Source organism: Halospeciosus flavus (assembly GCF_029814175.1).
Taxonomy (GTDB): Archaea; Halobacteriota; Halobacteria; order Halobacteriales; family Halobacteriaceae; genus Halospeciosus; species Halospeciosus flavus.
In genome coordinates this window covers 1,741,976-1,763,084 of the sequence record NZ_CP122312.1, presented here as the reverse complement: position 1 = coordinate 1,763,084, position 21,109 = coordinate 1,741,976, and the positions used below count along the sequence as shown (strand labels likewise).

At 67.9% G+C, this 21,109-nt stretch carries 25 protein-coding genes; 15 read left to right on the top strand and 10 right to left on the bottom strand.

The features are described from left to right. Positions 1–28: 28 nt before the first annotated feature. A complete protein-coding gene (locus P0Y33_RS09200; protein WP_279527116.1) occupies positions 29–1,132 on the bottom strand; it encodes a pyridoxal phosphate-dependent aminotransferase in 1,104 nt (367 codons plus the stop codon). Between the two features lie 104 nt (positions 1,133–1,236). On the opposite strand from P0Y33_RS09200, the gene P0Y33_RS09195 reads away from it, so the two are divergent. From P0Y33_RS09195 to P0Y33_RS09180, 4 genes are all read left to right on the top strand, one after another. Continuing rightward, complete coding sequence (locus P0Y33_RS09195; RefSeq protein ID WP_279527115.1) at positions 1,237–1,572, top strand: DUF4112 domain-containing protein; 336 nt, start codon at positions 1,237–1,239, stop codon at positions 1,570–1,572. 46 nt (positions 1,573–1,618) lie between these two features. Beyond that, a complete protein-coding gene (locus tag P0Y33_RS09190; RefSeq protein WP_279527114.1) occupies positions 1,619–1,981 on the top strand; it encodes a nuclear transport factor 2 family protein in 363 nt (120 codons plus the stop codon). 100 nt (positions 1,982–2,081) lie between these two features. Beyond that, a complete protein-coding gene (locus tag P0Y33_RS09185; RefSeq protein ID WP_279527113.1) occupies positions 2,082–2,597 on the top strand; it encodes a CinA family protein in 516 nt (171 codons plus the stop codon). Further along, complete coding sequence (locus P0Y33_RS09180) at positions 2,594–3,112, top strand: metal-dependent hydrolase (protein WP_279527112.1); 519 nt, start codon at positions 2,594–2,596, stop codon at positions 3,110–3,112. Before P0Y33_RS09185 ends, P0Y33_RS09180 begins: the two co-directional genes overlap by 4 nt. Positions 3,113–3,115: 3 nt before the next feature. On the opposite strand, the gene P0Y33_RS09175 is transcribed toward P0Y33_RS09180, so the two are convergent. Beyond that, positions 3,116–3,871, bottom strand: coding sequence for a PHP-associated domain-containing protein (locus P0Y33_RS09175; protein WP_279527111.1), 756 nt, complete (start codon positions 3,869–3,871; stop codon positions 3,116–3,118). 113 nt (positions 3,872–3,984) lie between these two features. On the opposite strand from P0Y33_RS09175, the gene P0Y33_RS09170 reads away from it, so the two are divergent. Together P0Y33_RS09170 and P0Y33_RS09165 are read left to right on the top strand one after the other, a co-directional pair. Beyond that, complete coding sequence (locus P0Y33_RS09170; RefSeq protein WP_279527110.1) at positions 3,985–5,139, top strand: acyl-CoA dehydrogenase family protein; 1,155 nt, start codon at positions 3,985–3,987, stop codon at positions 5,137–5,139. 173 nt (positions 5,140–5,312) lie between these two features. After that, positions 5,313–5,633: a DUF7565 family protein gene (locus P0Y33_RS09165; protein ID WP_279527109.1), complete on the top strand. Its 321-nt coding sequence runs from the start codon at positions 5,313–5,315 to the stop codon at positions 5,631–5,633. Between the two features lie 263 nt (positions 5,634–5,896). Here the strand turns inward: P0Y33_RS09165 and P0Y33_RS09160 are convergent, their stop codons facing one another. The 5 genes from P0Y33_RS09160 to P0Y33_RS09140 all read right to left on the bottom strand — a co-directional run bounded on the left by P0Y33_RS09160 (position 5,897) and on the right by P0Y33_RS09140 (position 10,238). Further along, on the bottom strand, positions 5,897–6,334 hold the full coding sequence (locus P0Y33_RS09160) for a transcription elongation factor Spt5 (RefSeq protein ID WP_279527108.1): 438 nt from the start codon (positions 6,332–6,334) through the stop codon (positions 5,897–5,899). Positions 6,335–6,338: 4 nt separating this feature from the next. Beyond that, entirely contained in the window at positions 6,339–6,506 is a 168-nt protein-coding gene (locus tag P0Y33_RS09155) for a protein translocase SEC61 complex subunit gamma (protein ID WP_279527107.1), read from the bottom strand. A gap of 68 nt (positions 6,507–6,574) precedes the next feature. Beyond that, entirely contained in the window at positions 6,575–7,495 is a 921-nt protein-coding gene (gene dapA / locus P0Y33_RS09150; RefSeq protein ID WP_279527106.1) for a 4-hydroxy-tetrahydrodipicolinate synthase, read from the bottom strand. 216 nt (positions 7,496–7,711) lie between these two features. Continuing rightward, positions 7,712–8,863, bottom strand: a complete 1,152-nt coding sequence (ftsZ, locus tag P0Y33_RS09145; protein ID WP_279527105.1) for a cell division protein FtsZ — start codon at positions 8,861–8,863, stop codon at positions 7,712–7,714. A 76-nt stretch (positions 8,864–8,939) separates the two neighbouring features. Continuing rightward, positions 8,940–10,238 (bottom strand): D-aminoacyl-tRNA deacylase, encoded by a 1,299-nt coding sequence (locus tag P0Y33_RS09140; RefSeq protein ID WP_279527104.1) that lies wholly within the window; start codon positions 10,236–10,238, stop codon positions 8,940–8,942. Positions 10,239–10,327: 89 nt separating this feature from the next. On the opposite strand from P0Y33_RS09140, the gene P0Y33_RS09135 reads away from it, so the two are divergent. The 9 genes from P0Y33_RS09135 (at position 10,328) to P0Y33_RS09095 (ending at position 17,958) form a co-directional block, all read left to right on the top strand. Further along, positions 10,328–11,464, top strand: coding sequence for a sodium:calcium antiporter (locus tag P0Y33_RS09135; protein ID WP_279527103.1), 1,137 nt, complete (start codon positions 10,328–10,330; stop codon positions 11,462–11,464). 84 nt (positions 11,465–11,548) lie between these two features. Beyond that, entirely contained in the window at positions 11,549–12,346 is a 798-nt protein-coding gene (locus P0Y33_RS09130) for a shikimate dehydrogenase (protein ID WP_279527102.1), read from the top strand. A gap of 26 nt (positions 12,347–12,372) precedes the next feature. Next, positions 12,373–13,074, top strand: coding sequence for a helix-hairpin-helix domain-containing protein (locus P0Y33_RS09125; RefSeq protein WP_279527101.1), 702 nt, complete (start codon positions 12,373–12,375; stop codon positions 13,072–13,074). A gap of 49 nt (positions 13,075–13,123) precedes the next feature. Further along, entirely contained in the window at positions 13,124–14,635 is a 1,512-nt protein-coding gene (gene pabB / locus P0Y33_RS09120; protein ID WP_279527100.1) for an aminodeoxychorismate synthase, component I, read from the top strand. Continuing rightward, a complete protein-coding gene (locus P0Y33_RS09115; RefSeq protein WP_279527099.1) occupies positions 14,632–15,237 on the top strand; it encodes an anthranilate synthase component II in 606 nt (201 codons plus the stop codon). Before pabB ends, P0Y33_RS09115 begins: the two co-directional genes overlap by 4 nt. Then, positions 15,222–16,082, top strand: coding sequence for an aminotransferase class IV (locus tag P0Y33_RS09110; protein ID WP_279527098.1), 861 nt, complete (start codon positions 15,222–15,224; stop codon positions 16,080–16,082). The genes P0Y33_RS09115 and P0Y33_RS09110 overlap by 16 nt, the downstream gene beginning before the upstream one ends. A gap of 62 nt (positions 16,083–16,144) precedes the next feature. Next, a complete protein-coding gene (locus P0Y33_RS09105; RefSeq protein WP_279527097.1) occupies positions 16,145–16,564 on the top strand; it encodes a Rieske (2Fe-2S) protein in 420 nt (139 codons plus the stop codon). A gap of 45 nt (positions 16,565–16,609) precedes the next feature. Beyond that, on the top strand, positions 16,610–16,897 hold the full coding sequence (locus tag P0Y33_RS09100) for a transcriptional regulator (RefSeq protein WP_279527096.1): 288 nt from the start codon (positions 16,610–16,612) through the stop codon (positions 16,895–16,897). A gap of 74 nt (positions 16,898–16,971) precedes the next feature. Further along, on the top strand, positions 16,972–17,958 hold the full coding sequence (locus tag P0Y33_RS09095) for an NDP-sugar synthase (protein ID WP_279527095.1): 987 nt from the start codon (positions 16,972–16,974) through the stop codon (positions 17,956–17,958). A gap of 129 nt (positions 17,959–18,087) precedes the next feature. Here the strand turns inward: P0Y33_RS09095 and P0Y33_RS09090 are convergent, their stop codons facing one another. The 3 genes from P0Y33_RS09090 to sppA form a co-directional block, all read right to left on the bottom strand. Then, a complete protein-coding gene (locus tag P0Y33_RS09090) occupies positions 18,088–18,810 on the bottom strand; it encodes a diphthine--ammonia ligase (RefSeq protein WP_279527094.1) in 723 nt (240 codons plus the stop codon). Between the two features lie 61 nt (positions 18,811–18,871). Continuing rightward, a complete protein-coding gene (locus P0Y33_RS09085) occupies positions 18,872–20,056 on the bottom strand; it encodes a DUF373 family protein (RefSeq protein WP_279527093.1) in 1,185 nt (394 codons plus the stop codon). Positions 20,057–20,103: 47 nt separating this feature from the next. Continuing rightward, the gene (sppA, locus tag P0Y33_RS09080; RefSeq protein ID WP_279527092.1) at positions 20,104–21,102 is read right to left on the bottom strand and encodes a signal peptide peptidase SppA; all 999 of its coding nucleotides are present in this window, start codon (positions 21,100–21,102) and stop codon (positions 20,104–20,106) included. Positions 21,103–21,109: the final 7 nt, after the last annotated feature.

Sequence of the window (21,109 nt, the reverse complement as noted above, 5' to 3'; positions counted from 1 at the left end):
CGGGACGGGTGTATCCGTCGCTTCCGCGTTACGCGAAGTAGTCGGCGAGGCGGTCGGCCGCCTCCTCGACGCGCGGCGTGACGAGGGCGAATCGGACCCACTCGTCGGCCGAGTCGCCGAAGCCGTTGCCAGGCATCCCCGCCACGCCCGCCTCGTCGACGAGGTCGTAGACGTTCTCCAGGGTGCCGGGGAAGTCGGGGAACTTCGCCATCACGTAGAAGGCGCCCTCGGGTCGGGTGTACTCCGCGTCGGCGGCGTCGAGAGCGTCCGTGAACGTGTCGACGCGCTCGCGGAGTTCCTCGCGGTTGGCCTCGTAGTAGGCCGGGTCGGTCGTCTGCAGGGCGTGGAGGACGGCGTACTGCCCGGGGCGGGTGGTGGCGACGTTCGTGAGCATATTCCGCGCACGGACGGCGTCGACGTGGGGGTCGGGGACGACGGCGTACCCCACCCGGAAGCCCGTGATCGCGAACGTCTTCGAGAAGGAGTTGGTGACGATGCGGTGTTCGGAGTCGAACTCTAGCGCGGAGGTGAACTCCCCGGTGAAGTCGAAGTGGTCGTACACCTCGTCGGAGACGAGGATGGCGTCGTACTCCTCGGCGATGGCGACGAGTTCGCCCAGCGTCTCCTCCGAGTACACCTTCCCGGTGGGGTTGTTCGGCGTGTTGACGACGATGCAGGCGGTGTCTTCGCTGGCGACGTCGCGGACGTCGTCGGGGTCCAGACTCCCGTCCGCGCCGACCGGGACGAAGCGCTGTTCGCCGCCGAGCATGGTCGTCTTGCCCGGGTAGTAGGGGTAGACGGGGTCCGTCATGACGACCTCGTCGCCCGAACCGCGTTCGAGCGCCCGCCCCATCCCGAGGGTGTTGGCCATCCCGCCGCCGTTGGTGATTATCACCTGCTCGACCGGCACGTTCCGGCGCTCGGCGACCTCCTCGCGGAGGTCGCGCAACCCCTCACTCGGCGGGTACTGGAAGCGCTCGCCGCCGAAGTCGGCGTACTCGTGGAGGCCCTCGCCGATGCCGTCGGGCGACCCCCAGTCGGGGTTCCCGCTCACCATGTCGATGACGTCGGGGTGGTCGGAGCGGGAGGCGTACTGCATCAGTTGGAAGAACAACGGCTCCTGGTACTCCATGGGAGAGGCGTACGGTGGCCGCGACGTGGCTCTTTCGCTTCGGACGGTCGCCACTGCGTCACCGCGCCACTACACCTTTGGTGCGACGGTCCCTCACTCCGTCCGTGACGGACGTCGAGCGACGACTTGACCGGATGGACGGCATCGCACACCTCCTCGACGAGGCGGTCGAACTCCCCGTCGTCGGCTACCGGGTGGGCATCGACGGCATCGTGGGCTTCCTCCCCGTGGCCGGCGACTGGCTGACGGCACTGTTCTCCCTGTACCTCGTCGTCGAGGCGGCCCGCCTCGGGGTCGGGAAACTGACGCTCTGTCGGATGGCGTGTAACGTCCTCGTCGACGCGGTACTCGGGTCGGTCCCACTCCTCGGCGACCTCTTCGACGTCGTGTGGAAGGCGAACGTGAAGAACGTCGAACTCGCCCGACGGGACCTCCAGTGAACTGCGACTCGACAGCCTTTGGTAGCCGTCTCCCGTTCCTCCCGACGTGAGCGACGGCAACGCAGACCCCAACGCGGTGCGCGACTACTACGACTACGTCGACGACGAGGCCTACGAGGACCTCTACGCGCTCTTCTCCGAGGACGTCGTCTACGAGCGTCCCGGCCAGGAGGCCATCGAGGGTAAGGCCGAGTTCCGCGAGTTCTACGAGGCGGGCCGTCCCCTCGAAGACGGCGAACACGAGGTCGTCTCGGTCGTCGCGGAGGGCGACACCGTCGCGGTTCGCGGGCGCTTCTCCGGCGTGCAGGGCGGCGAGACGGTCTCCTTCGGATTCGCCGACTTCCACGAGTTCGACGACGAGGGCCGCATCGCCCGCCGCTACACCTACACCGACCGCGACACCGTCTGAGTCCGCGACCGAGGCCGAGGTCGAATCCGTGTCCCAGTCACGTCCGCGAGCGGACACGAGGCCCGCAGGTTCTTTTGCCGACCGCTTCGACCACCAGAGTATGTACGAATTCGCCGACGACCCACCGGTCGAGGAACGCCTCGGCGACCTGCTCCGCGAGCGCGGGGAGACCCTCGCCACGACGGAGTCCTGCACGGGCGGTCTCGTCGGGAGTCTCCTGACGGACGTGCCGGGGTCGAGTGACTACTTCGACCGCACGCACGTCACCTACACCTACGACGCCAAACTCGACGCCGGCGTCGCCCGCGAGGCGCTCGACGAACACGGCGCCGTCTCCGAACCGGTCGCCCGGCAGATGGCCCAGACGACCCGTGACGCCGCCGGGACGACGTGGGCCGTCTCGACGACGGGCATCGCCGGTCCGACCGGCGGAACCGAGGAGAAGCCCGTGGGGACCGTCTACGTCGGCGTCGCCCACCGCGGCGAGTGGGGGAGCGGCGAGACCTACACGACCGTCGAGCGCTACGAGTTCGACGGCGACCGCCTGGAGATCAAAGAGCAGATCGCCCGGCAAGCCCTCCGCGACGTGGAGGCGGAAGTGGAGGACCGAGCATGAACAAGAAAGACCACGTCCTCAACGGACTCCTGCTCGCCGTCGGACTCGGCTACGTCCTCCACCCGAACGGGGACCTCCAGACGCTCCGCACCGTCGCGGCGGTCCTCGTCCCGGTGACGCTCGGTGCGCTCGCGCCGGACATCGACACGGACTTCGGGAAACACCGCAAGACGCTGCACAACGTCTTCTTCGTCGGCGTCTTCTTCGCCTACCCGTTCTTCTTCGACAACCTCCAGTACGTCTGGATCGGCGTCGTCACACACTACGTGCTCGACGTCGTCGGGAGCAAGCGCGGGATCGCGCTGTTCTACCCGCTGTGGGACAGGGAGTTCGGCCTCCCGGTCGGCGTCACGACGAGTAGCCAGTACGCGACGCTCGTCACCATCGTCGTGACGGTCCTCGAACTCGTCCTCGTCGCCGTCGCCATCTACTACGTCCCGCACCTCCTCCCACCGGGCATCGAGGACCCGCTCGGGCGGATCAACGCGACGGCGACGGCGGCGATGGGCCGGTAGAACTCAGTAGACGCGCACGTCGTCGAATCGCCCTTCGTAGGCGATGTGTCGGGGGTGGGTCGGCTCCATCCCCGAGAGCAACAGTCGGTCGACTTTCTCGTAGGTGTTCTCGTAGCCGAGGTGTGCCATCTCCGCGTGGCGGCGGAGTTGGTGGGCGACGCCGGTTCGGTGGTCGACGGCGCGGGAAGCGCCGGTCCTGAGCGCCTCGACGAGCGCCTCCTCCGTCGTCACGTCGTGGTCGAAGGCGGTCCACACCTCGCCGACGGTCCCTCTGAGGTGGGCGTACGACGAACCGAACTCCGGGATGGAGTGGTTCCTCGCCAGGCGGCGGGCCCGGCGGTTGTGGAGTTGGAGGTGTTTGGGGTTGTACGTCTCGACGGCGTCGATCAGGTCGACGTAGCGCTCGACGTCCGACGCCGAGAAACTCACCGAGAGGAACGTCGGGTGCGGGACGAGGACCGCCGCGCCCTGCCGTTCGAACTCGGCCATCGCCCCCTCGAAGGTGATGAAGTCGGGGACGGGGTCGTCGAGACCGAGGACGAGGACGTGGCGGCGGTCCTGCCAGTCACCGGTGAACACCTCGCGGGCCGGGATCACCGACAGTTCGTCGTCCGAGAAGCGCTCGGCACGCTCGCGGACGTCGGGGAGGCGGGTGAAGTGTGGCGCGTAGACGAGGGCGTCGAGTCCGCGCGCTTTCGCCCGCTTGACGACCTGTTCGTCGAGCACTTTCACGTGGAAGTCGACCCGGCAGCCAGTCACGTCTCCCGTTTGGTGGCCCGGCCTTTTAGCGATTGCCGCTCGGGCCGGGGAAACTCCGTCCCACGGGTCGCGAGTTCTGTGGCGTTTATGTGCGACGGTCACCCAATCCCGGTATGGAACTACTTACCGAGGATATCGTCCCCGAGTACGCCCGCGAGGCGAAACGAGAGGCGCGAACGTTCGCCGCCGAGCACATCGCGCCGAACGCCGAGGAGTTCTTCCGGACCGGTGCGTACCCGTGGGAGGTGCTCGAAGCGGGGCAGGAGGCGAACCTCGTCGCCCAGGACATCTCCGAGGAGTACGGCGGTCGCGGCTTCGACGTCGTCCAGATGCTCGCCATCGCCGAGGAGTTCTACCGTGCGGACGCGGGCATCGCGCTCACGCTCCAGCTCGCGAGCTTCGGCGCCGAGATGTTGGAGACCTACGGCACCGAAGAACAGAAGGAAGCGTATCTCCGCCCGCTCGCCGAGGGCGAGGCCATCACGGGGCTGGCGGTCTCCGAACCCGAGACGGGCAGCGACCTCACCTCGATGACGACGACGGCCGAACGGGACGGCGACGAGTACGTCCTGAACGGCGAGAAGTACTGGATCGGCAACGGCGTCGAGGCCGACTGGGTGACGGTGTACGCGAAGACCGCCGACACGGGCGACCGCTACATGGACTACTCGCTGTTCCTGGTCCCGACGGATGCCGACGGCTACCACGCCGACCACATCCCCGAGAAGATGGGGATGCGCGCCTCCAAGCAGGCGCACGTCGTCCTCGACGACTGCCGCGTCCCCGCCGAGAACCTGGTCGGTTCGGAGGGCGGCGGCTTCATGATGCTCGCGGAGTTCTTCAACTACGGCCGCGTCGTGGTCGGCGGGCACGGTCTCGGTCTCGCCGCCGCGGCGCTCGAAGAGGCGTGGGACTTCGTCCACGAGCGCGAGGGATTCGGCCGACAGGTCGCGGACTTCCAGGCCGTCCAGCACGGACTGGCGGACATGCGCCTGGAGTTCGAGGCCGCTCGGGCGCTCAACTACCGCGCCGCGAAGAAGGTCCGCGACTACGAGAACCCCGGACTCTGGGCCGCGATGGCGAAGACGAAGTCCACCGAGACGGCGGTCGACTGCGCCCAGCAGGGGATGCAGTTCCACGGCGGGCGCTCCATCCTCTCGGACCGGCGTATCGCTCGCGTCTACCGCGACTGTCGGATTCCCGTGGTGTACGAGGGCGCCAACGAGATTCAGCGCAACCTCATCTATCGGCAATCCCGCGAAGAATGAGCGGGATGCTGTCGAACGCTGTTCGCCAGAAGTCACGCGAAGAATGAGCGTGACGTTGGCGAGCTTCGCTCACCAGAAGTGCCGCGAGTTCCGCTCGTCAGTGGTCGAGTGAGACCGCACGAGAACTGAGTGAGGCGGCACACTTATTGGCGGAATCGCGGTACTGTCCACGCATGTCCGGTTGGGAGTGCGCCGTCGCTGCGTGCGGGTCGACGTTCGGACGCGCCGAGGAACTAGTCGCTCACCAGGTGAACGAACACGAGCGCCACGAGTGTCGGGTGTGTGGGACGGTGGTCCCCGAGGGCTTCTTCGCCATCCAGCACGTCTTCGACACCCACTCTCGCGCGCAGTACGTCCGGGCGTACGACGCCGACGCCGACGATATCCGGGTTCGAGAGGAGGTCAAACACGAAATCTCGGACGTGATCGACATCGCGTCACTCCGGGAGCAACTCGGTATCGGCGTCGACGAACCGACCGACGCCGACGAGTAGCGAACAGGCGCCACGACCGCCCGTCGAGCGCAGTGGCGCACTCCCGCGAGACGCCCGACGGTCGTTCTCTACGTCACCCCGCGAAGTGGCGTCGCTCTCCTACGTGAACGTTCGGTTCGAAAATCTGCGGAAGAGGTACCTCGGTGGAAGGTGAGTGGTTACCGCTCCTCGGAGTCGAGGACCCGAATCTGATGTCGCCCACTTTTCCGCCCTCGCTGGCGCTCGGCCGGAAACCTGGAGGAAAAGCGGTGGAAAGTGAGTGGTTACCGCTCCTCGGAGTCGAGGACCCGAATCTGGTCGCCACGCACGGTGACCGGAATCGGGACCGTCGCCTCGTAGAGTTCGACGGTGACCTGGTCTTTGCCCTCGTCGATACGCTGGACCTGGGCCTTCTCGCCCTTGAACGGGCCGGCGATGAGTTCGACGATGTCCCCCTCGGCGATGCCCTCGACGTCGGGCTTGGGCGAGAGGAAGTGCTCGACCTCCGTGATGGAGGACTCGCCGGGGACGAGACTACGCGCGTGAGGAATCTCGTCCATGACGCGTTCGAGGACGGCGGTGCCGTCGGCCTCGACCATCACGTAACTCGTGAGCGATTCGGGCGCGAGCACCGCGTGGATCTCCGGTTCCTCGCGGTTGGCGATCATGCTCGCGACGGTCTGTTCCTGGCTGGCCGTGGTCTTGACTGCGAATATCGACATGGTTCTAGGGCGGCAGGGCGTTCATGACGACGAAGATGGTGAAGCCCATCAGTCCGACGAGCAGGATGCCGGCGCCGGCGATGAGCGCGACCTGGGAGAACTCCTCCCGGTCGGGGGTACTCGCGAGTTTGAGTACCCTGGTGTACGAAGAGAGCTCTAAGGGAACGTCCATGCGTCGGGATTCGCGGTCGCGACTTTTCTATCTTTCGTACTTCCGGCCGGCGCGCGAATCCGGCCTCGCTACTCGAGGCGGGCGAGTGCGTCGTCGAGGACGTCGTCGACGGCCGACTGGGATTCTTCGTCGAGTTCGACGAGCGGGGGCCGGACGGTCCTCGCGTCGACGACGCCGCGAGCTGCGAGGAGTTCCTTCGTCGTCGGGGCGAAGCCGTACTGCAGGCACGTCGCGAACAGCGGGGAGAGGACGTCGCGCTGAATCTCTCGCGCCTGTGCGACGTCGCCCGCGTCGAGTGCGTCGCAGAGCGAGCGGAAGGCGTCGGGGACGACGTTCGCGAGGGCGTTGATGCCGCCGTCGCTGCCCATCGCCGCGCCGCCGACGAAGTGGTCGTCGAACCCCTGCAGGACGCGGAAGTTGTCCGGCGTCTCGGCGAGGACCTCCTCGAAGTAGCTGAAGTCGCCGCTGGTGTCCTTGATACCGTGGACGGCGTCGTGCTCGGCGAGCGCGGCGGCCGTCTCGGCCGCCACGCTGTCGCCCGCGGTCATCGGGATGTTGTAGAGGTAGAGCGGGAGCGGCGTCCGGTCGGCGACCCGCCGGAAGAACCGCTCGTTGCCGGTGGGTGCGTTCGCGGAGTGGAAGAACGGGTCGGTGATGAGGGCGCCGTCGGCGCCGACCTCCGCGGCCGCCTCGGTGTGGTGGACGACTTCGTCGACGGTCGTCGCGGCCGTCCCGGCCACGACGGGGACACGTCCGTCGGCGGCGCCGACGGTCGTCTCGACGACGGCCTGCCGTTCGGCGGCCGACATGCTGGCGAACTCACCGGTCGTCCCGCAGGGGACGAGACCGTCGACGCCCTGCTCGACGGTCCACTCGACTAGTTCGGAGAGCGCGTCGTGGTCGACCGACTCGTCGGCGTCGAACGGCGTCACGAGCGCGGGCATGACGCCCGGCGACGGCACGTCGACGTCTGTGGTGGGGTCGGACATACCGTGCAGTGGGTGAGCGGGGAAGTTGTAGCTTTGGCTGGGGGCAACCGTTCACGAGGACGAGCGACCACTACGAGCATCCACGAACGAGCGGTCCGTTAGGACCCGGAAGTGAGTGGTTCACCGCGCGAACGAAGTGAGCGCGGGAAGTTTTTTAGCGTAGCTTTTTGCGAGGAGCGGTGCGCCGGAGGCGCACCCGACGAGTAAAAAAAGGTACTATTCGACGAAGTCGATGTCCTGACCGGTCTGGGCGGTCTGCTCGGTGCTGGACTCTTCGTTGCCGTAGATCTGCGGCGACTCGACGCCGGTGACGACGACCATCGTCCGCATGGTGCCGTCGAGTTCCTCGTCGACGGAGGTCCCCCAGATAATGCGGGCGTCGGGGTCGATGCGGTCGTAGATCTGTTCGACGACGCCCTCGGCCTCCTCGATGGACATGTCGGGACCACCGGTGACGTTGACGAGCGCGGAGTTGGCCGCGGAGATGTCGACGTCGAGCAGTGGCGAGCGGAGCGCGCTCTTCACGGAGTCGACGGCCTTCGCGTCGGAGTCGGACTCGCCGAGTCCGATCATCGCGACGCCGCCCTTCTCCATGACGGTCCGGACGTCGGCGAAGTCGAGGTTGACGAGTCCGGGCTTGGTGATGAGTTCGGTGATGCCCTTCACCGAGCGCATGAGGACCTCGTCGGAGACCTTGAACGCCTGACGGACGGGCAGTTTACCCACGGAGTCGAGCAGGCGGTCGTTCGGGACGACGATGACCGTATCGGAGACGTCGCGGAGACGCTCCAAGCCGGCCTCGGCGTTCGTCCGGCGGACTTCACCCTCGGCCGTGAACGGCGTCGTGACGACCGAGATGGTGAGCGCGCCGGCCTCGCGGGCGGCCTTCGCGACGACCGGGGCCGAACCGGTCCCGGTCCCACCGCCGAGACCGGCGGTGACGAAGACCATGTCCGAGCCCTTGATGGCCTCGCCGATCTCCTCCTGGGACTCCAGGGCGGCCTCCTCGCCGACCTGCGGGAGCGACCCGGCACCGCGGCCCTGGGTCTTCTCCTGGCCCATCAGAATCTTCGTGTCCGCCTCGATCTCGACGAGGTGCTGGACGTCGGTGTTCGCTGCGACGAGTTTCGCGCCGTGGATGCCCTCTTCAGCCATCCGGTTGACAGTGTTACTGCCCGCGCCCCCACACCCGACGACGGTGATGTTCGTCTGGAGCTCTTCGAGAACCCCCATCAACTCTTCGTCGGACATGCGACCGCTCGCAGACCCGCCGGAACCAGAACCCTGGCCGGACGCGGCCGGGGTGGAGGACTCCTCTGCCTCCGCCTCCTCGGCCTCGTCGATTGCATCCTGCACAATCGAATCCATTTCTGCTTCTATCGTACTGGGCGAAGCTTAATGACCTTTCCCCTCAGGGTGTGACGGGTGTCAGACGCTCGCGTGGCTACACCGGGAACTCCTTCGTCTCGGTCGTACGGACCGTCTCAGGGGGAATCTCCCGGTTGTCGACGGTCACGGGTTCGCCGGCGGCGAGCCGACCGAACTTCGGCCCCTCGGGGACGCCGAGCGTGTGGGCCTTCGCGGGGTCGAACGTCTCGACCTGGGCGACGACCCGGTCGGCTTCGCGCTCGACCGACTCGTACTCCTCGTCGAGGAGTTCGGCGAGTCGGTCGACCATCGCGTCGTAGTCGTCGACACCGGCGAACGCGGCCCGCCCCTGGACGCGATTGCCCGACTCGACGGTCTCGTAGGCGAGGGCGTGCGCTGCGACGGCGTCGAGCGCGTCCTCGGGGTCGACCGCCTGGGCGGCGTCCCACAGGTCTCCGGGGACCTCGCGGACGACGTACTCGTCGGTGTCGTGGTCCGGCGCCGACTCACCGAAGCGGAGTCCGTCCTCGACGCGTTCGAGGTCCGACTCCAGCGCGTCGACGAGGTCGAGGTCCGTCCGGCCGACCTCCCGGACCCACGTCTCCGAGCGCACCTCGTAGCCGAGGTCGTCGATGGTCACTTCGAGGTCGGGGTGGTCGCCGTCGACGACGGCCCGTTCGGCCCCGCTGTTCTCGAAAGCCTGCGCGACGACCTCGTGGTGTGCCGAGGGCTTCCCGAGGTCGTCCAGACACCAGTCCGCGCCGACGTGGCCGACCGCCCACGCGGTCTCGCGGACGATGCGGGTCGGTCGCGGCGCGTAGTGGCCGCCGCCGAAGGCGACGACGGTCCGCTCGGTCGTCGGGTCGACGCCGTCGAGGTCGAGGATGCCGCGGGCGACCGCCTCGGCGGCGTCGGGGTCCGCCCACTGCTCTTCGCCGCTGCCGAGTTCGACGAACATGGCGGGCGCGCCGACGTCGGTCGGGCCGTGGTGGGTGCACTCCATGCCGACCTCGTACTCCTCGGGCGCGTAGTCTTCCATCGCGTCGAGGACGTGTTTAGCGGCGTTCGGACAGGTCTCGGCGAGGTCGCGGTCCGCGCCGCCGTACTCCGCCTCGCCGAAGTTGCCGGTGAAGTGGGCGGTGAGCAACGCGCCAGTCTCCCCCGAGTGGCGGGAGGCGAAGACGACGTAGTCGGGGTCGTCGAACGCCTCGGCGACGCCGTCGAGGTGGATGTGGAGGTCCTCGAACGTCCGGAGTTCGAGGTCGCCGTCCCGGAGCGCGTCGCCGTCGCGCTCCCACTCGCCGAGTTCGCGGAGGTGTTCGCCGACGTGTGCGGAGGCTTCGTCCGCCTCACTCACGACGATGCCGATAGTCATACGCGGGAGAAGCGGCGGCCGGAATTTGAGGGCGTCGAAAGTCGGTACGAATAGAACCGCTTAACAGGCCCTTGGCACTATCCACGTCCATGACAGGCTTCGCGCCGGCGTTCCTCGACGGCACGGTCGGGAGGACGATCCTCCTGTTCGGGTCGTTCGCGCTCCTCCTCCTCGGAGCAGAAGTGTTCACTAACGGCGTCGAGTGGCTCGGACACCGCCTCGGCGTCTCCGAGAGTGCGACCGGGAGTATCCTCGCCGCGGTCGGGACGGCACTCCCCGAGACACTCATCCCCGTCATGGCCATCATCCAGGGCGGCGAGTCGGCCTCGCACGTCGGCGTCGGCGCCATCCTCGGCGCCCCGTTCATGCTCGCGACCATCGCGATGTTCCTCGTCGGTGGGAGCGTCTACTACTTCCGCAACCGCCGGATGCACGGCGCCCAGATGCACTTCAACAAGAAGTCCACCAAGCGCGACGTCTCCTTCTTCCTCGTCGGCTACATCATCGCCTTCTCCGCGGCGTTCGTCCACAGTCGCACGCTCGAACTCGTGATGGGCGCGTCCCTCGTCGGACTCTACCTCCTCTACCTCTACCTCTCGCTCCAGAGCGGCGAACTCGTCGAGACCGAGGACCTCGACGAACTCCACCTCGGCCTCATCTTCGAACGGTTCGCGGCGAAACTCGGCTACGACCCCCGCGAGCACGGTGAGAACCCCCACCTCTTCTTCGTCGCGCTCCAGACGCTGTTCGCACTCGCGATCATCATCGCCGGCGCACACCTCTTCGTCAGCGAGGTCAAGTGGGTCTCCAAGGAGATTCTGGGTATTCCGGTCGCCATCGTCGCGCTCCTCATCGCGCCGCTCGCGACCGAACTCCCCGAGAAGTTCAACTCCGTCCTCTGGATCTCCCGCGACAAGGACACGCTCGCACTCGGTAACATCACCGGGGCGATGGCGTTCCAGGGGACGCTCCCGGTCACCCTCGGTATCGTCTTCACCGACTGGGACCTGACGCTCAACTGGGGGACGACCGGCTTCCTCAACGCGTTCTCGGTTATCCTCGCGGTCATCAGCGGCGTCATCCTCCTCGCCCGCGCGCACTCCAGCGGCGACGAACCGATGAACCCGCGGCCGTTCCTCATCGGCGGTGTCTTCTACGCACTGTTCATCCTCGTCCTCGTCTACCACGTCTTCTTCCTCGGACTGCGGACGGCTGGCGGGCACTGACCACCCGCCCCAGGACGTCGACCCCGGGAGCGCCGACCGCTTCGCGACCGCGCCTTTTTCGTCGCTCCGTGACACCCTCCCAGTATGGACGTCTACGGACTCCTCGGCAACCCGGTGGGTCACTCGCTCTCCCCGCCGATGCACGAGACCGCCTACGCCGAACGCGACATCGACGCCCGCTACGTCACCTTCGAACCGGACCCGGCCGACCTCGGCGACGCCATCGACGGCGCCGAAGCCCTCGGAATCCGCGGGCTGAACGTCACCATCCCGTTCAAACAGGACGTGCTGGACCACGTCGAACCGGACGACCTCGCGACGCGCATCGGCGCGGTCAACACCGTCGACTTCACCGGCCCGGTCGTCACCGGTCACAACACCGACGCCGAAGGCGCACGCCGGGCGTTCGCCCACCACGACGTCACCCTGGCCGGGTCGGACGCCGTCCTCGTCGGTGCGGGCGGGGCCGGCCGAGCCGTCGCCTACATGCTCGCCGACGAGGGCGCCGACGTCCACGTCGTCAACCGAACCGTCGAGAAGGCCCGCGAACTCGCCGATGCCGTCGGCGGGACGGGCCACGCACTCGACGACCTGCCCGACCTCGTCCCCGACGCCGACGTGCTCGTGAACGCGACGAGCGTCGGGATGGAAGAAGACGAGTCACCGGTCCCCGCCGACCTGCTCCACGGGGACCTCGCGGTGATGGACGCCGTCTACACGCCGCTCGAGACGCGACTCCTCCGGGAGGCCGCCGACGCGGGTGCGACGACCATCGACGGCGCGTGGATGCTCCTCTTCCAGGGCGTCGCCGCCTTCGAGCGGTGGACGGACGTCTCGGCCCCCGTCGACGCGATGAACGCCACACTCCGGGCACGGCTTTAAGTGGAGGGCGCTTCTACCGCCGCGTAATGGGACTGCTATCGAAGTTGAAGTCGTTGCTCGGGCTCGGCACCGAGGAGTCGAAGCAGGGGAGTACCGTCGACGTGACCGTCGAGCGCGGGGGCTCCGGTGGGAACGAACCTGTCGCGACCGAGACGGACGCCGAGGCCTCGACGGAGTCGCTCGTCGAGGACCACGTCGAGGAGGGTGAGAAAGTCTCGGCCGACGAACGGGCCGAACCCGCCGAGGCGGAGGCTGGCGCACCCGCCAGCGACGAAGTCGAGGAACCGGAGCGGGAGACGGAGACCCTCTCCGAGGAGGAAGTCGACGACGGACAGACTGCCGCGGCCGGTACCGACGCCGAGGCCTCGACGGAGTCGCTCGTCGAGGACCACGTCGAAGAGGGCGAGAAGGTGTCGCCGGCCGAACGGGCCGAGACGGCCGAGGCCAGTGCCGCCGAACCCGGCGAGGCCGACGAGCGGACCGACGTCGACGAGATCGAACCGGAGACCGAAGAGGAGGTGCCCCACAGCGAAGGTGCGGAGAGCGTCGAGATTCTCAAGGGCATCGGCCCGTCGTACGCCGACCGCCTCGAAGACGCGGGCGTCGAGACGGTAGCCGACCTCGCCGAGGCGGACCCCGAGGAACTCGCCGCGGACGTCGACCTCTCGGAGAAGCGCGTCGGGCGTTGGGTCCAGCGCGCGAAGGACCGTCTCGAGAGCCACGAGTAGTCGTCCCCGACCGGAAGAATCACGGGAGACGACGACGCTCTTTTCGGGTATGGTTACGGACGCGGCCCGACTCGTCACGTCCCGCGATACGTTCCGCGAAGTGGCCCGCGACGCCGACGGAGCGGGTGAGGGGACCGTCCGCGTCCCCGTCGAGGTCCACCTCCCGGTCGACGACCCGTACGAGGCGTTCCGCCGCGCTCGCGGGGACGAACCCGCCTTCTTCTTCGAGACCGGCGGCGTCACGGCTGACGACGAGGACGACGAGAGCAGGGGCCGCCCCCTCGAAGACGCAGACTGGGGCTACTTCGGCGTCGCTCCGTCCGAACTGAGCGAGGTCGCGGACGCGGGCGCCTTCGACACGCTCGACGGCCTCGAGACCGACACACTCGCCCAGGGTTCCTGCCCGGTCCCGTTCCCCGGCGGACACGTCGGGTGGCTCTCCTACGACGCGGTCCGGGAACTCGAAACCCTCCCCGACAGCGCGACGGCCGACCGCGACCTCCCGATGCTCCAGGTCGCCACGTACGACCGACTCGTCGCGTGGCGCGAACCCTTCGAGGCGGGCGACCCGCTCTACGTCGTCGCGGCGCCACGGGTCGACGACCCGGACGCCGCCTTCGAACGCGGCCGTGACCGGGCGCTCGCGCTCGCGGCCCGCGTCACCGAGGGCGACCCCGACGTCGGTGACGCGCCCGCACCCGGTGCCGACCCGACCTTCGAGAGCGACTGCGGGCGTGCCGACTTCCGCGAGAAGGTCGAGACGATTCAGGAACACGTCCGCGCGGGCGACACCTTCCAGGCGAACGTCTCACACCGACTCGTCGCGCCGGCCGCCGTCCACCCCGTCAACCTCTACGCCGCGCTCCGCGAGGTGAACCCCGCGCCCTACGCCAGCCTCGTGGAGTTCCCCGGCGTCGACCTCGTGAGCGCGAGCCCCGAACTCCTCCTCGAACGCGAGGGCGAACGGGTCCGAACCGAACCCATCGCGGGGACCAGGCCGCGGGGCGACACCGAGGCCGAAGACGAACGCCTCGAAGCCGACCTCCGCGAGAACGAGAAGGAACGCGCCGAGCACGCGATGCTGGTCGACCTCGAACGTAACGACCTCGGGAAGGTCTCCGAGTACGGGAGCGTCGACGTCGCCGAGTACCGCCGCGTCGACCGCTACTCGGAGGTAATGCACCTGGTCTCCGACGTCGAGGGCCGACTCCGCGAGGGGACGTCGCTCGGGGACTCGGTGGCGGCCATGTTCCCCGGCGGCACCATCACCGGCGCGCCCAAACCGAAGACGATGGAACTCGTCGACCGCGTCGAGGACACCCGTCGCGGCCCCTACACCGGGAGCGCCTTCATCGCCGGCTTCGACGGTCGCGCGACGTTCAACATCCTCATCCGGACGCTCGTCCGCCACGCCGACGAGTACCACCTCCGGGTGGGTGCGGGTATCGTCGCCGACTCGGACCCCGACGCCGAGTACGACGAGACACTCGACAAGGCGCGGGGGATGGTCAACGCCCTCGACGCCGCCGTCGAGGCGGACCTGGAGGTGGAGGGCGAGTGACTATCCTCGTCGTCGACAACTACGACTCCTTCGTCTACAACCTCGTCCAGTACGTGGGCGAGGTGACCGACGACCTCGTCGTCCGGCGCAACGACCGCATCACACTCGACGAGGTGCGGGACCTCGACCCCGAGGGAGTCGTGGTCTCACCCGGTCCCGGCACGCCCCGAGAGGCGGGTATCTCGATGGACGTCTTCGACCTCGACAGGCCCGTGCTGGGTGTTTGCCTCGGCCACCAGGCGCTCTGTGCGGTCCACGGTGCCGAGGTCGTCCGGGCGCCCGAAGTCGTCCACGGCAAGTCCTCGACCATCTCTCACGACGGCCGTGGTGTCTTCGACGGTCTCCCCGACCGTTTCGAGGTGGGACGGTACCACTCGCTCGCGGTCGAACGCGAGGACCTCCCCGAGGTGCTCGAAGAGACGGCGACGACGGACGACGATGCGAACCTCCTGATGGCCGTCCGCCACCGGGAGAAACCCCACGTCGGCGTCCAGTTCCACCCCGAGAGCATCCTGACCGGCGACCCCGCGAACCCCGGGAGTCTCGAAATCGGCAAACGACTGGTGCGGAACTTCGTGGAGGAGACGTGCAGTACCACGTAGACGGCGACCTCGTCCCCGAATCGGAGGCGACGGTGAACGTCGCCGACCGCGGGTTCAGGTACGGCGACGCCGCCTTCGAGACGCTCCGGGCCTACGGCGGCGACGTCTTCCGCTGGGACGCCCACGCCGACCGCCTCGACGCGACCTGCGAGACGCTCGGCATCGACCACGGTCTCTCCCGTTCGGACCTCCGCGCCCGCGTGGACGAGACGCTCGCCGCGAACGACCTCGACGACGCTTACGTCCGTCTCTCGGTCACCCGGGGAGCACAGCAGGGAAAGCTCACACCCCGGCCCGTCGAGGACCCGACGGTCGTCGTGATGGTCAAGCCCCTCCCACGAGGTGGCGTCGACGGCGCAGACGTGTGGGACGGTCCCGCCGGTGTGGATACCGTCGAGACGCGACGGATTCCCGACGCCGCGATTCCCGCGAGCGCGAAGACACACAACTACCTGAACGGCATCCTCGCACGGCGGGAACTCTCCGAGACCGCCGACGAGGCCCTCGTGTGCGACGTCGACGGCTTCGTCGCGGAAGGGGCGACGAGCAACGTCTTCTTCGTCGACGACGGGACGCTCCACACCCCCTCGCTCGACGGGCCGGTCCTCCCCGGCATCACCCGCGACGTGGTCCTCGACCTCGCCGACGACCGCGGGATTCCGGTCGAGACCGGCTTCTACGAACCCGAGCAGGTCCGCCGGGCCGACGAGGTGTTCTGCACGAACACGACGTGGGAGGTCCGGCCGGTCGCCCGGGTCGACGGCGAGGCGTTCCCGGCGCCGGGGCCGGTCACGGCTGACCTCGCCGACGCCTTCGACGACGTGGTCGAGCGCGAACACTACTAAATCGGTCCCGGCGTCGGGGTGAACGGACACGTTCAAACCCCGCCAGCAGGTACTCGTCACCGATGAGCGACGGGACCCGAATCACGGAGGCCGACGACGTCCCCGACGAGGGGTCGTTCCTGTTCACCGCCGAGTCGGACGGCGAGGAGGTCGAAGTCATCCTCGTCCGCGTCGACGGTCACCTCTTCGCCTGGGAGAACGTGTGTCAACACTGGACCGACGTGAACCTCGACCGCGGGGACGGCGCCCCCGAGCGCGACGACCGACTCGTCTGCGCGAAACACGGCGCCACCTTCTCGAAGGAGACCGGCTACTGTGACTTCGGCCCCTGCGAGGGGTCCTACCTCACCGAGGTCGACGTCGAGGTACGCGACGGCGGTGTCTTCCTTACGGACGAGGCGTACGACTTCGTCTGCGTCGGCGAGACCGAGAGCGACGGACTCGACATGTCGACGAACCCCGGCGAGCGACTCGGGTTCTGAGGCGTCGACCACGACGTACAAACCGATAGACTGCGTACACCCAGTATGGACACCGAGCAGACCACCCGACAGCAGATCGCCGACCTCCTCCGCGAGGAACCGGCGACGCCGAGCGGACTCTCCGAGGAGTTCGGCATCTCGGTCGGGGCGGCGCTCCGGCACGTCGAACACGTCTCGAAGAGCCTCGACGGCACCGACGAGGAGTTGCTCGTCCGGCCGCCGGAGTGCCGGGAGTGTGGCTTCTCCGACTTCGACGACCCGCTGAACGTTCCCTCGCGCTGTCCCGAGTGCAAACACGAGGGTATCGAGGAACCGGCGTTCAAGATCGAGTAGTCGAGTCCCCGCTTCTCTCTTACGGCGAATCGGCGAGCAAAAAGGACTTATCTACAGGGAGAAACCGATTGGGTATGAAGGCTATCGTCCTCGCCGGGGGCTACGCGACGCGGTTGTGGCCCATCACCAAGAACCGGCCCAAGATGTTCCTGCCGGTCGGCGAGTCCACCGTCATCGACGACATCTTCTCGGAACTCGAGGCGGACGACCGCGTCGACGAGGTGTACGTCAGCACGAACGAGCGATTCGCCGACGACTTCGCGGAGTTCCTCGACGACCGCGACTACGAGAAACCGACGCTCACCATCGAGGAGACCACCGAGGAAGACGAGAAGTTCGGCGTCATCGGGGCGCTCGCCCAACTCGTCGACCGCGAGAACATCCAGGACGACACGCTCGTCATCGCCGGTGACAACCTCATCAGTTTCGACATCGCGGACTTCCTCGACTTCTTCGAGGAGAAGGACTCGCCGTCGCTGGCCGCCTACGACGTCGGCAGCCTCGAACGCGCGAAGTCCTACGGGCTGGTCGACCTCGACGGCGACCAGGTCGTCGACTTCCAGGAGAAGCCCGAGAACCCCAAGAGCACCCTCGTCTCCATCGCCTGCTACGGCTTCACCGAGGAGACGGTCCCGCTCCTGAGCGAGTACCTCGAAGCCGGCGAGAACCCCGACGAACCCGGTTGGTTCGTCCAGTGGCTCCAGTCCCGGAAGGACGTCTTCGCCTACACCTTCGAGGGCGCGTGGTTCGACATCGGGACGCCCGAGAGCTACCTCGACGCCGTCGCCTGGAAACTCGGCGGCGAGAACCTCGTCGCGGAGGACGCCACCGTCGAGAACTCGGTCCTCGGCGAGAACGTCCACGTGATGTCCGGCGCGGAGGTCGTCAACTCCAGTCTGGACAACAGCGTCGTCTTCCCCGACGCCACGCTCCGCGACTGTGACGTCCGCGACTCCATCATCGACCAGAACACGCGCCTCGAGAACATCGACTTCGCCGGCGCACTCATCGGCGCCCACACGACCATCTCGAACGAAACGCCCGACGTCGACCTCGAGTAATCCGAGCGAACCCTTTTGTCCGAAGGCGCGGCCACTGTACCGCGTGACCTGACCCCTGTGGCGGGACAGCCAGTTCTCCGAACGTGCGTCGCGACTGCCCGCCGACTTCGCTGCGACGCCTGCTCGCCCCTACTCCGCTAGCCGCGCGTCGGTGATCTCGACGTGGCCGCGGTCCCCCTCCCACACCGTGTCGAACGCCAGTTCGATGGGTCGGTCCATGTGCGGGCCGTCGGTCACGAAGGTCTCGAACTCCCCGCCCTCCCCGAGCGGGTGGACGCCGTACTCCTCGTTCAGCGTCGCGAGTTCGTCGAGCGCCTCGTAATCGAGAGTGCGCCCGAGCCACGACTCGTCGAGTCCGTACGCCGCGACCTGCAGGATGGTGATCTCGAAGCCAGCGTCGAGCATCGCCGCCCCCAGGTCGAGCGGGTCGCGTCGCCAGAGCGGCGCGAAGAGGTCACAGCCGAGGCGTTCGCACATCGCCTCGATGCGCGAGGTCTGGTACTCGCTCTCGATGGCACCGGCGGTGACGCCGGCGAGTCCACCATCGAGTTCGTCGGCGAGGTCACGTAGCGCCCGCTCCATCGGTTCGAGTTCGGCGTCGCCCTGCGCGCTGGAGTCGGTGACCGACTCGGCCTCGAAGTCGTCGGGTTCGACGTCGACGAGGTCGATACCGATGCTCTCCGCCGCGAGACCGGTGAGCCGAGTCGCCGGGACGTGGTACAGGTAGGAGTCGCCCTCCGGGTGGACCGTGAGGAGGCGGCCCACGTCGAGACCCTCCTCCAACGCCCGGTAGAGCGCCCAGTTGGAGTCTTTGCCGCCCGAGAAGAGGCTCACCCACTGACCGTCACTCATGGGTACCTTTCGGTATCGGCGGATAAAGGCACGACGAACTCGCCACCACCGCACGCGTCACTCAGTTCGGGTGCTCCTCACGCTCGTCCTCCGGCCCGTCTCCTTCGGTGGACTCCTCCTCTTCCCACTCCTCGCCGCTGAGAGACTGGGCGATGCGGATGCCGACGAGACTGATCAGGACGCCGACGAGGACGAAGGCCGCGAGGTGTTCCTCCGGGGAGAGGACGAACGTCTCCGTCGAGACGACGCCGACGTCCATCGCGGGCACCGTTAGCGGCGGGAGCGCGCCGGCCTTTTCGAGGAAGTAGGCCGAGAACCCACGGACGACGAAGCCGACGGCGACGGCTCCGAACGGGAGGTTGAGGTACGACATCCGAACCTCTTCGTTGCGGATGAGTTCGTCGAGGAGGCGGCCCGTACTCGCCGCGAGTGCGGCGAGCGCGAGCCACGGCGCGCTGTAGTAGACGAACGCCATCGTGCTGATGAACTCGCCCCACTCGCCGGGGAGGTTCGAGAGGCCGAGGGCGCCCGCGAAGAGACCGACCAGGGCCAGCCCACCGGCGACGACGTAGGTGACGATGGAGACGCGCCCGGAGTAGAGCGCGTCGCGTGCCTCCGCCGGGAGGTCCGCGAGGTGTTCGTCGACGTTCATCCCCTTGTAGAGGAGGAAGACGCCGATGACGGCCGTGATGCTCGCGACGGCGATCGCCAGGCTGTCGGTCAGCGTGAGCAACACGGGGAAGACGAGGAGGACGATACCGAGCGGGACGAGGACCGTCCCGCGGAGTTCCTCGTCGGCGAGGAACTGCTTGAGGAGGTAGTAGGTCGACTCGATGTCGCGGGCCTGCCGGACGACCACGCGGTCGACGGAGTCGACGGTGACGCGACTCTCGACGATGGGGACGACTCGCTCGTCCTCGGTACTGTCGACGACGACGACGGCCGAGTCGGGGTCGAAGCGCTCCAGCAACTCGTCGACCTGGTCGGCGATGGCGCGGTCGGCGCCGACGACGGACTCGGCGGTCCCGGAGACGACGGCGATGGTCGCCTCCTCGTCGGCGTCGCGGAGGTCGCGTGTCAACCGGAGGCCTTCGAGCAGGCAGTTGACGGTCGAGTCCTCGGGGTCGGCGACCCCGAAGTCGAGGACGAGTGACTGGACCGCCTCCCACCCGGCGACGGGCGGCCGGACACCGGTCCGCTGGGGAACGTCGCCCGTCCGGTCGACACACACCACGAGGGTATGCATTCGCTGAGTGAACCGTCGTCACCCACGGGTAAAACTCTCCCTACTCCCTACCGCAGTCGGAACCCGGAGGCGCCGTCGGACCCGAGGACGCTCGCCACCCCCGCGCCGAAGGCGTAGGCCACGGACGCCGCACCGCCGCGAAGGCGCTCGACCGGCGAGGTGGGCGGGACGAACTCCCGCGTCTCGACCGGTCGACCGAGTTCCGTTTCGAGGTAGTCCTCGACCGTCTCCTCGTCGCCGAGTTCGTCGACGAGGCCGCGGTCCTTCGCCTCGGGACCGAGGAAGACCCGCGCCTCCGTCTCCCGGACCGTCTCGGGGTTGAGGTCGCGGCCCGCGGTCACGCGTTCGACGAACTGCTCGTAGTACTCGTCGGCGATGCCCTGGAGGTACTCGCGTTCGTCTTCGGTGAACTCCTTGAGGGGCATTCCCGCGTCTTTGTAGTCGCCGGCGGCGATGCGTTCGTACTCCAGGCCGACCTTGTCGGCGAGTTCCTTCGCGTTCACGTTCGACATGATGACGCCGATGCTCCCGACGATGCTCCCCTCGCGCGAGACGACGTGGTCGCACCCACTGGCAATCCAGTAACCACCGCTCGCGCAGGTGTCGGTGGCGTAGGCGACGGTCGGCCCGTCGAAGGCCGCGGCGGCGTCGCGGATGTCCTCGCTGGGGACGACCTCGCCACCGGGCGTGTTCAACCGGACGACGAGTGCGTCGGCGTTGCGGTCCTCGTCGGCCTGCTCGATCTGCTCGACGACGGCGTCGGCCGGGACGCCGCCGGGTTGGGTCGGCAGGGGACTCCCGCCGTCGCGGGTGATCGGCCCCTCGACGGCGACCTCGGCGACGTTGTACGGCGCGAGGACGTTCTCCGCGAGGTTGCCCGCGGTCCGGAGACCGAGAATCCCGACGGCGAGCGCCAGCAGGACGCCGAGGATGCGCCCGGTCGTCCCGCCGAAGTCGACGAAGAGTACCCACCCGACTACCAGGCCGACGACGCCGCCGATAAGGGCGAGGGCGAGTCGGCCGAGTCGCTTGCCAGTCGTATCCATGTGGTCC

Excerpts from the sequence above, each read along its gene's own strand:
- P0Y33_RS09200 (WP_279527116.1), bottom strand. The coding sequence starts at position 1,132 with ATGGAGTACCAGGAGCCGTTGTTCTTCCAACTGATGCAGTACGCCTCC.
- P0Y33_RS09185 (WP_279527113.1), top strand. The coding sequence starts at position 2,082 with ATGTACGAATTCGCCGACGACCCACCGGTCGAGGAACGCCTCGGCGAC.
- P0Y33_RS09180 (WP_279527112.1), top strand. The coding sequence starts at position 2,594 with ATGAACAAGAAAGACCACGTCCTCAACGGACTCCTGCTCGCCGTCGGA.
- P0Y33_RS09170 (WP_279527110.1), top strand. The coding sequence starts at position 3,985 with ATGGAACTACTTACCGAGGATATCGTCCCCGAGTACGCCCGCGAGGCG.
- P0Y33_RS09165 (WP_279527109.1), top strand. The coding sequence starts at position 5,313 with ATGTCCGGTTGGGAGTGCGCCGTCGCTGCGTGCGGGTCGACGTTCGGA.
- P0Y33_RS09160 (WP_279527108.1), bottom strand. The coding sequence starts at position 6,334 with ATGTCGATATTCGCAGTCAAGACCACGGCCAGCCAGGAACAGACCGTC.
- P0Y33_RS09155 (WP_279527107.1), bottom strand. The coding sequence starts at position 6,506 with ATGGACGTTCCCTTAGAGCTCTCTTCGTACACCAGGGTACTCAAACTC.
- dapA (WP_279527106.1), bottom strand. The coding sequence starts at position 7,495 with ATGTCCGACCCCACCACAGACGTCGACGTGCCGTCGCCGGGCGTCATG.
- ftsZ (WP_279527105.1), bottom strand. The coding sequence starts at position 8,863 with ATGGATTCGATTGTGCAGGATGCAATCGACGAGGCCGAGGAGGCGGAG.
- P0Y33_RS09140 (WP_279527104.1), bottom strand. The coding sequence starts at position 10,238 with ATGACTATCGGCATCGTCGTGAGTGAGGCGGACGAAGCCTCCGCACAC.
- P0Y33_RS09135 (WP_279527103.1), top strand. The coding sequence starts at position 10,328 with ATGACAGGCTTCGCGCCGGCGTTCCTCGACGGCACGGTCGGGAGGACG.
- P0Y33_RS09130 (WP_279527102.1), top strand. The coding sequence starts at position 11,549 with ATGGACGTCTACGGACTCCTCGGCAACCCGGTGGGTCACTCGCTCTCC.
- P0Y33_RS09125 (WP_279527101.1), top strand. The coding sequence starts at position 12,373 with ATGGGACTGCTATCGAAGTTGAAGTCGTTGCTCGGGCTCGGCACCGAG.
- pabB (WP_279527100.1), top strand. The coding sequence starts at position 13,124 with ATGGTTACGGACGCGGCCCGACTCGTCACGTCCCGCGATACGTTCCGC.
- P0Y33_RS09105 (WP_279527097.1), top strand. The coding sequence starts at position 16,145 with ATGAGCGACGGGACCCGAATCACGGAGGCCGACGACGTCCCCGACGAG.
- P0Y33_RS09100 (WP_279527096.1), top strand. The coding sequence starts at position 16,610 with ATGGACACCGAGCAGACCACCCGACAGCAGATCGCCGACCTCCTCCGC.
- P0Y33_RS09095 (WP_279527095.1), top strand. The coding sequence starts at position 16,972 with ATGAAGGCTATCGTCCTCGCCGGGGGCTACGCGACGCGGTTGTGGCCC.
- P0Y33_RS09090 (WP_279527094.1), bottom strand. The coding sequence starts at position 18,810 with ATGAGTGACGGTCAGTGGGTGAGCCTCTTCTCGGGCGGCAAAGACTCC.
- P0Y33_RS09085 (WP_279527093.1), bottom strand. The coding sequence starts at position 20,056 with ATGCATACCCTCGTGGTGTGTGTCGACCGGACGGGCGACGTTCCCCAG.
- sppA (WP_279527092.1), bottom strand. The coding sequence starts at position 21,102 with ATGGATACGACTGGCAAGCGACTCGGCCGACTCGCCCTCGCCCTTATC.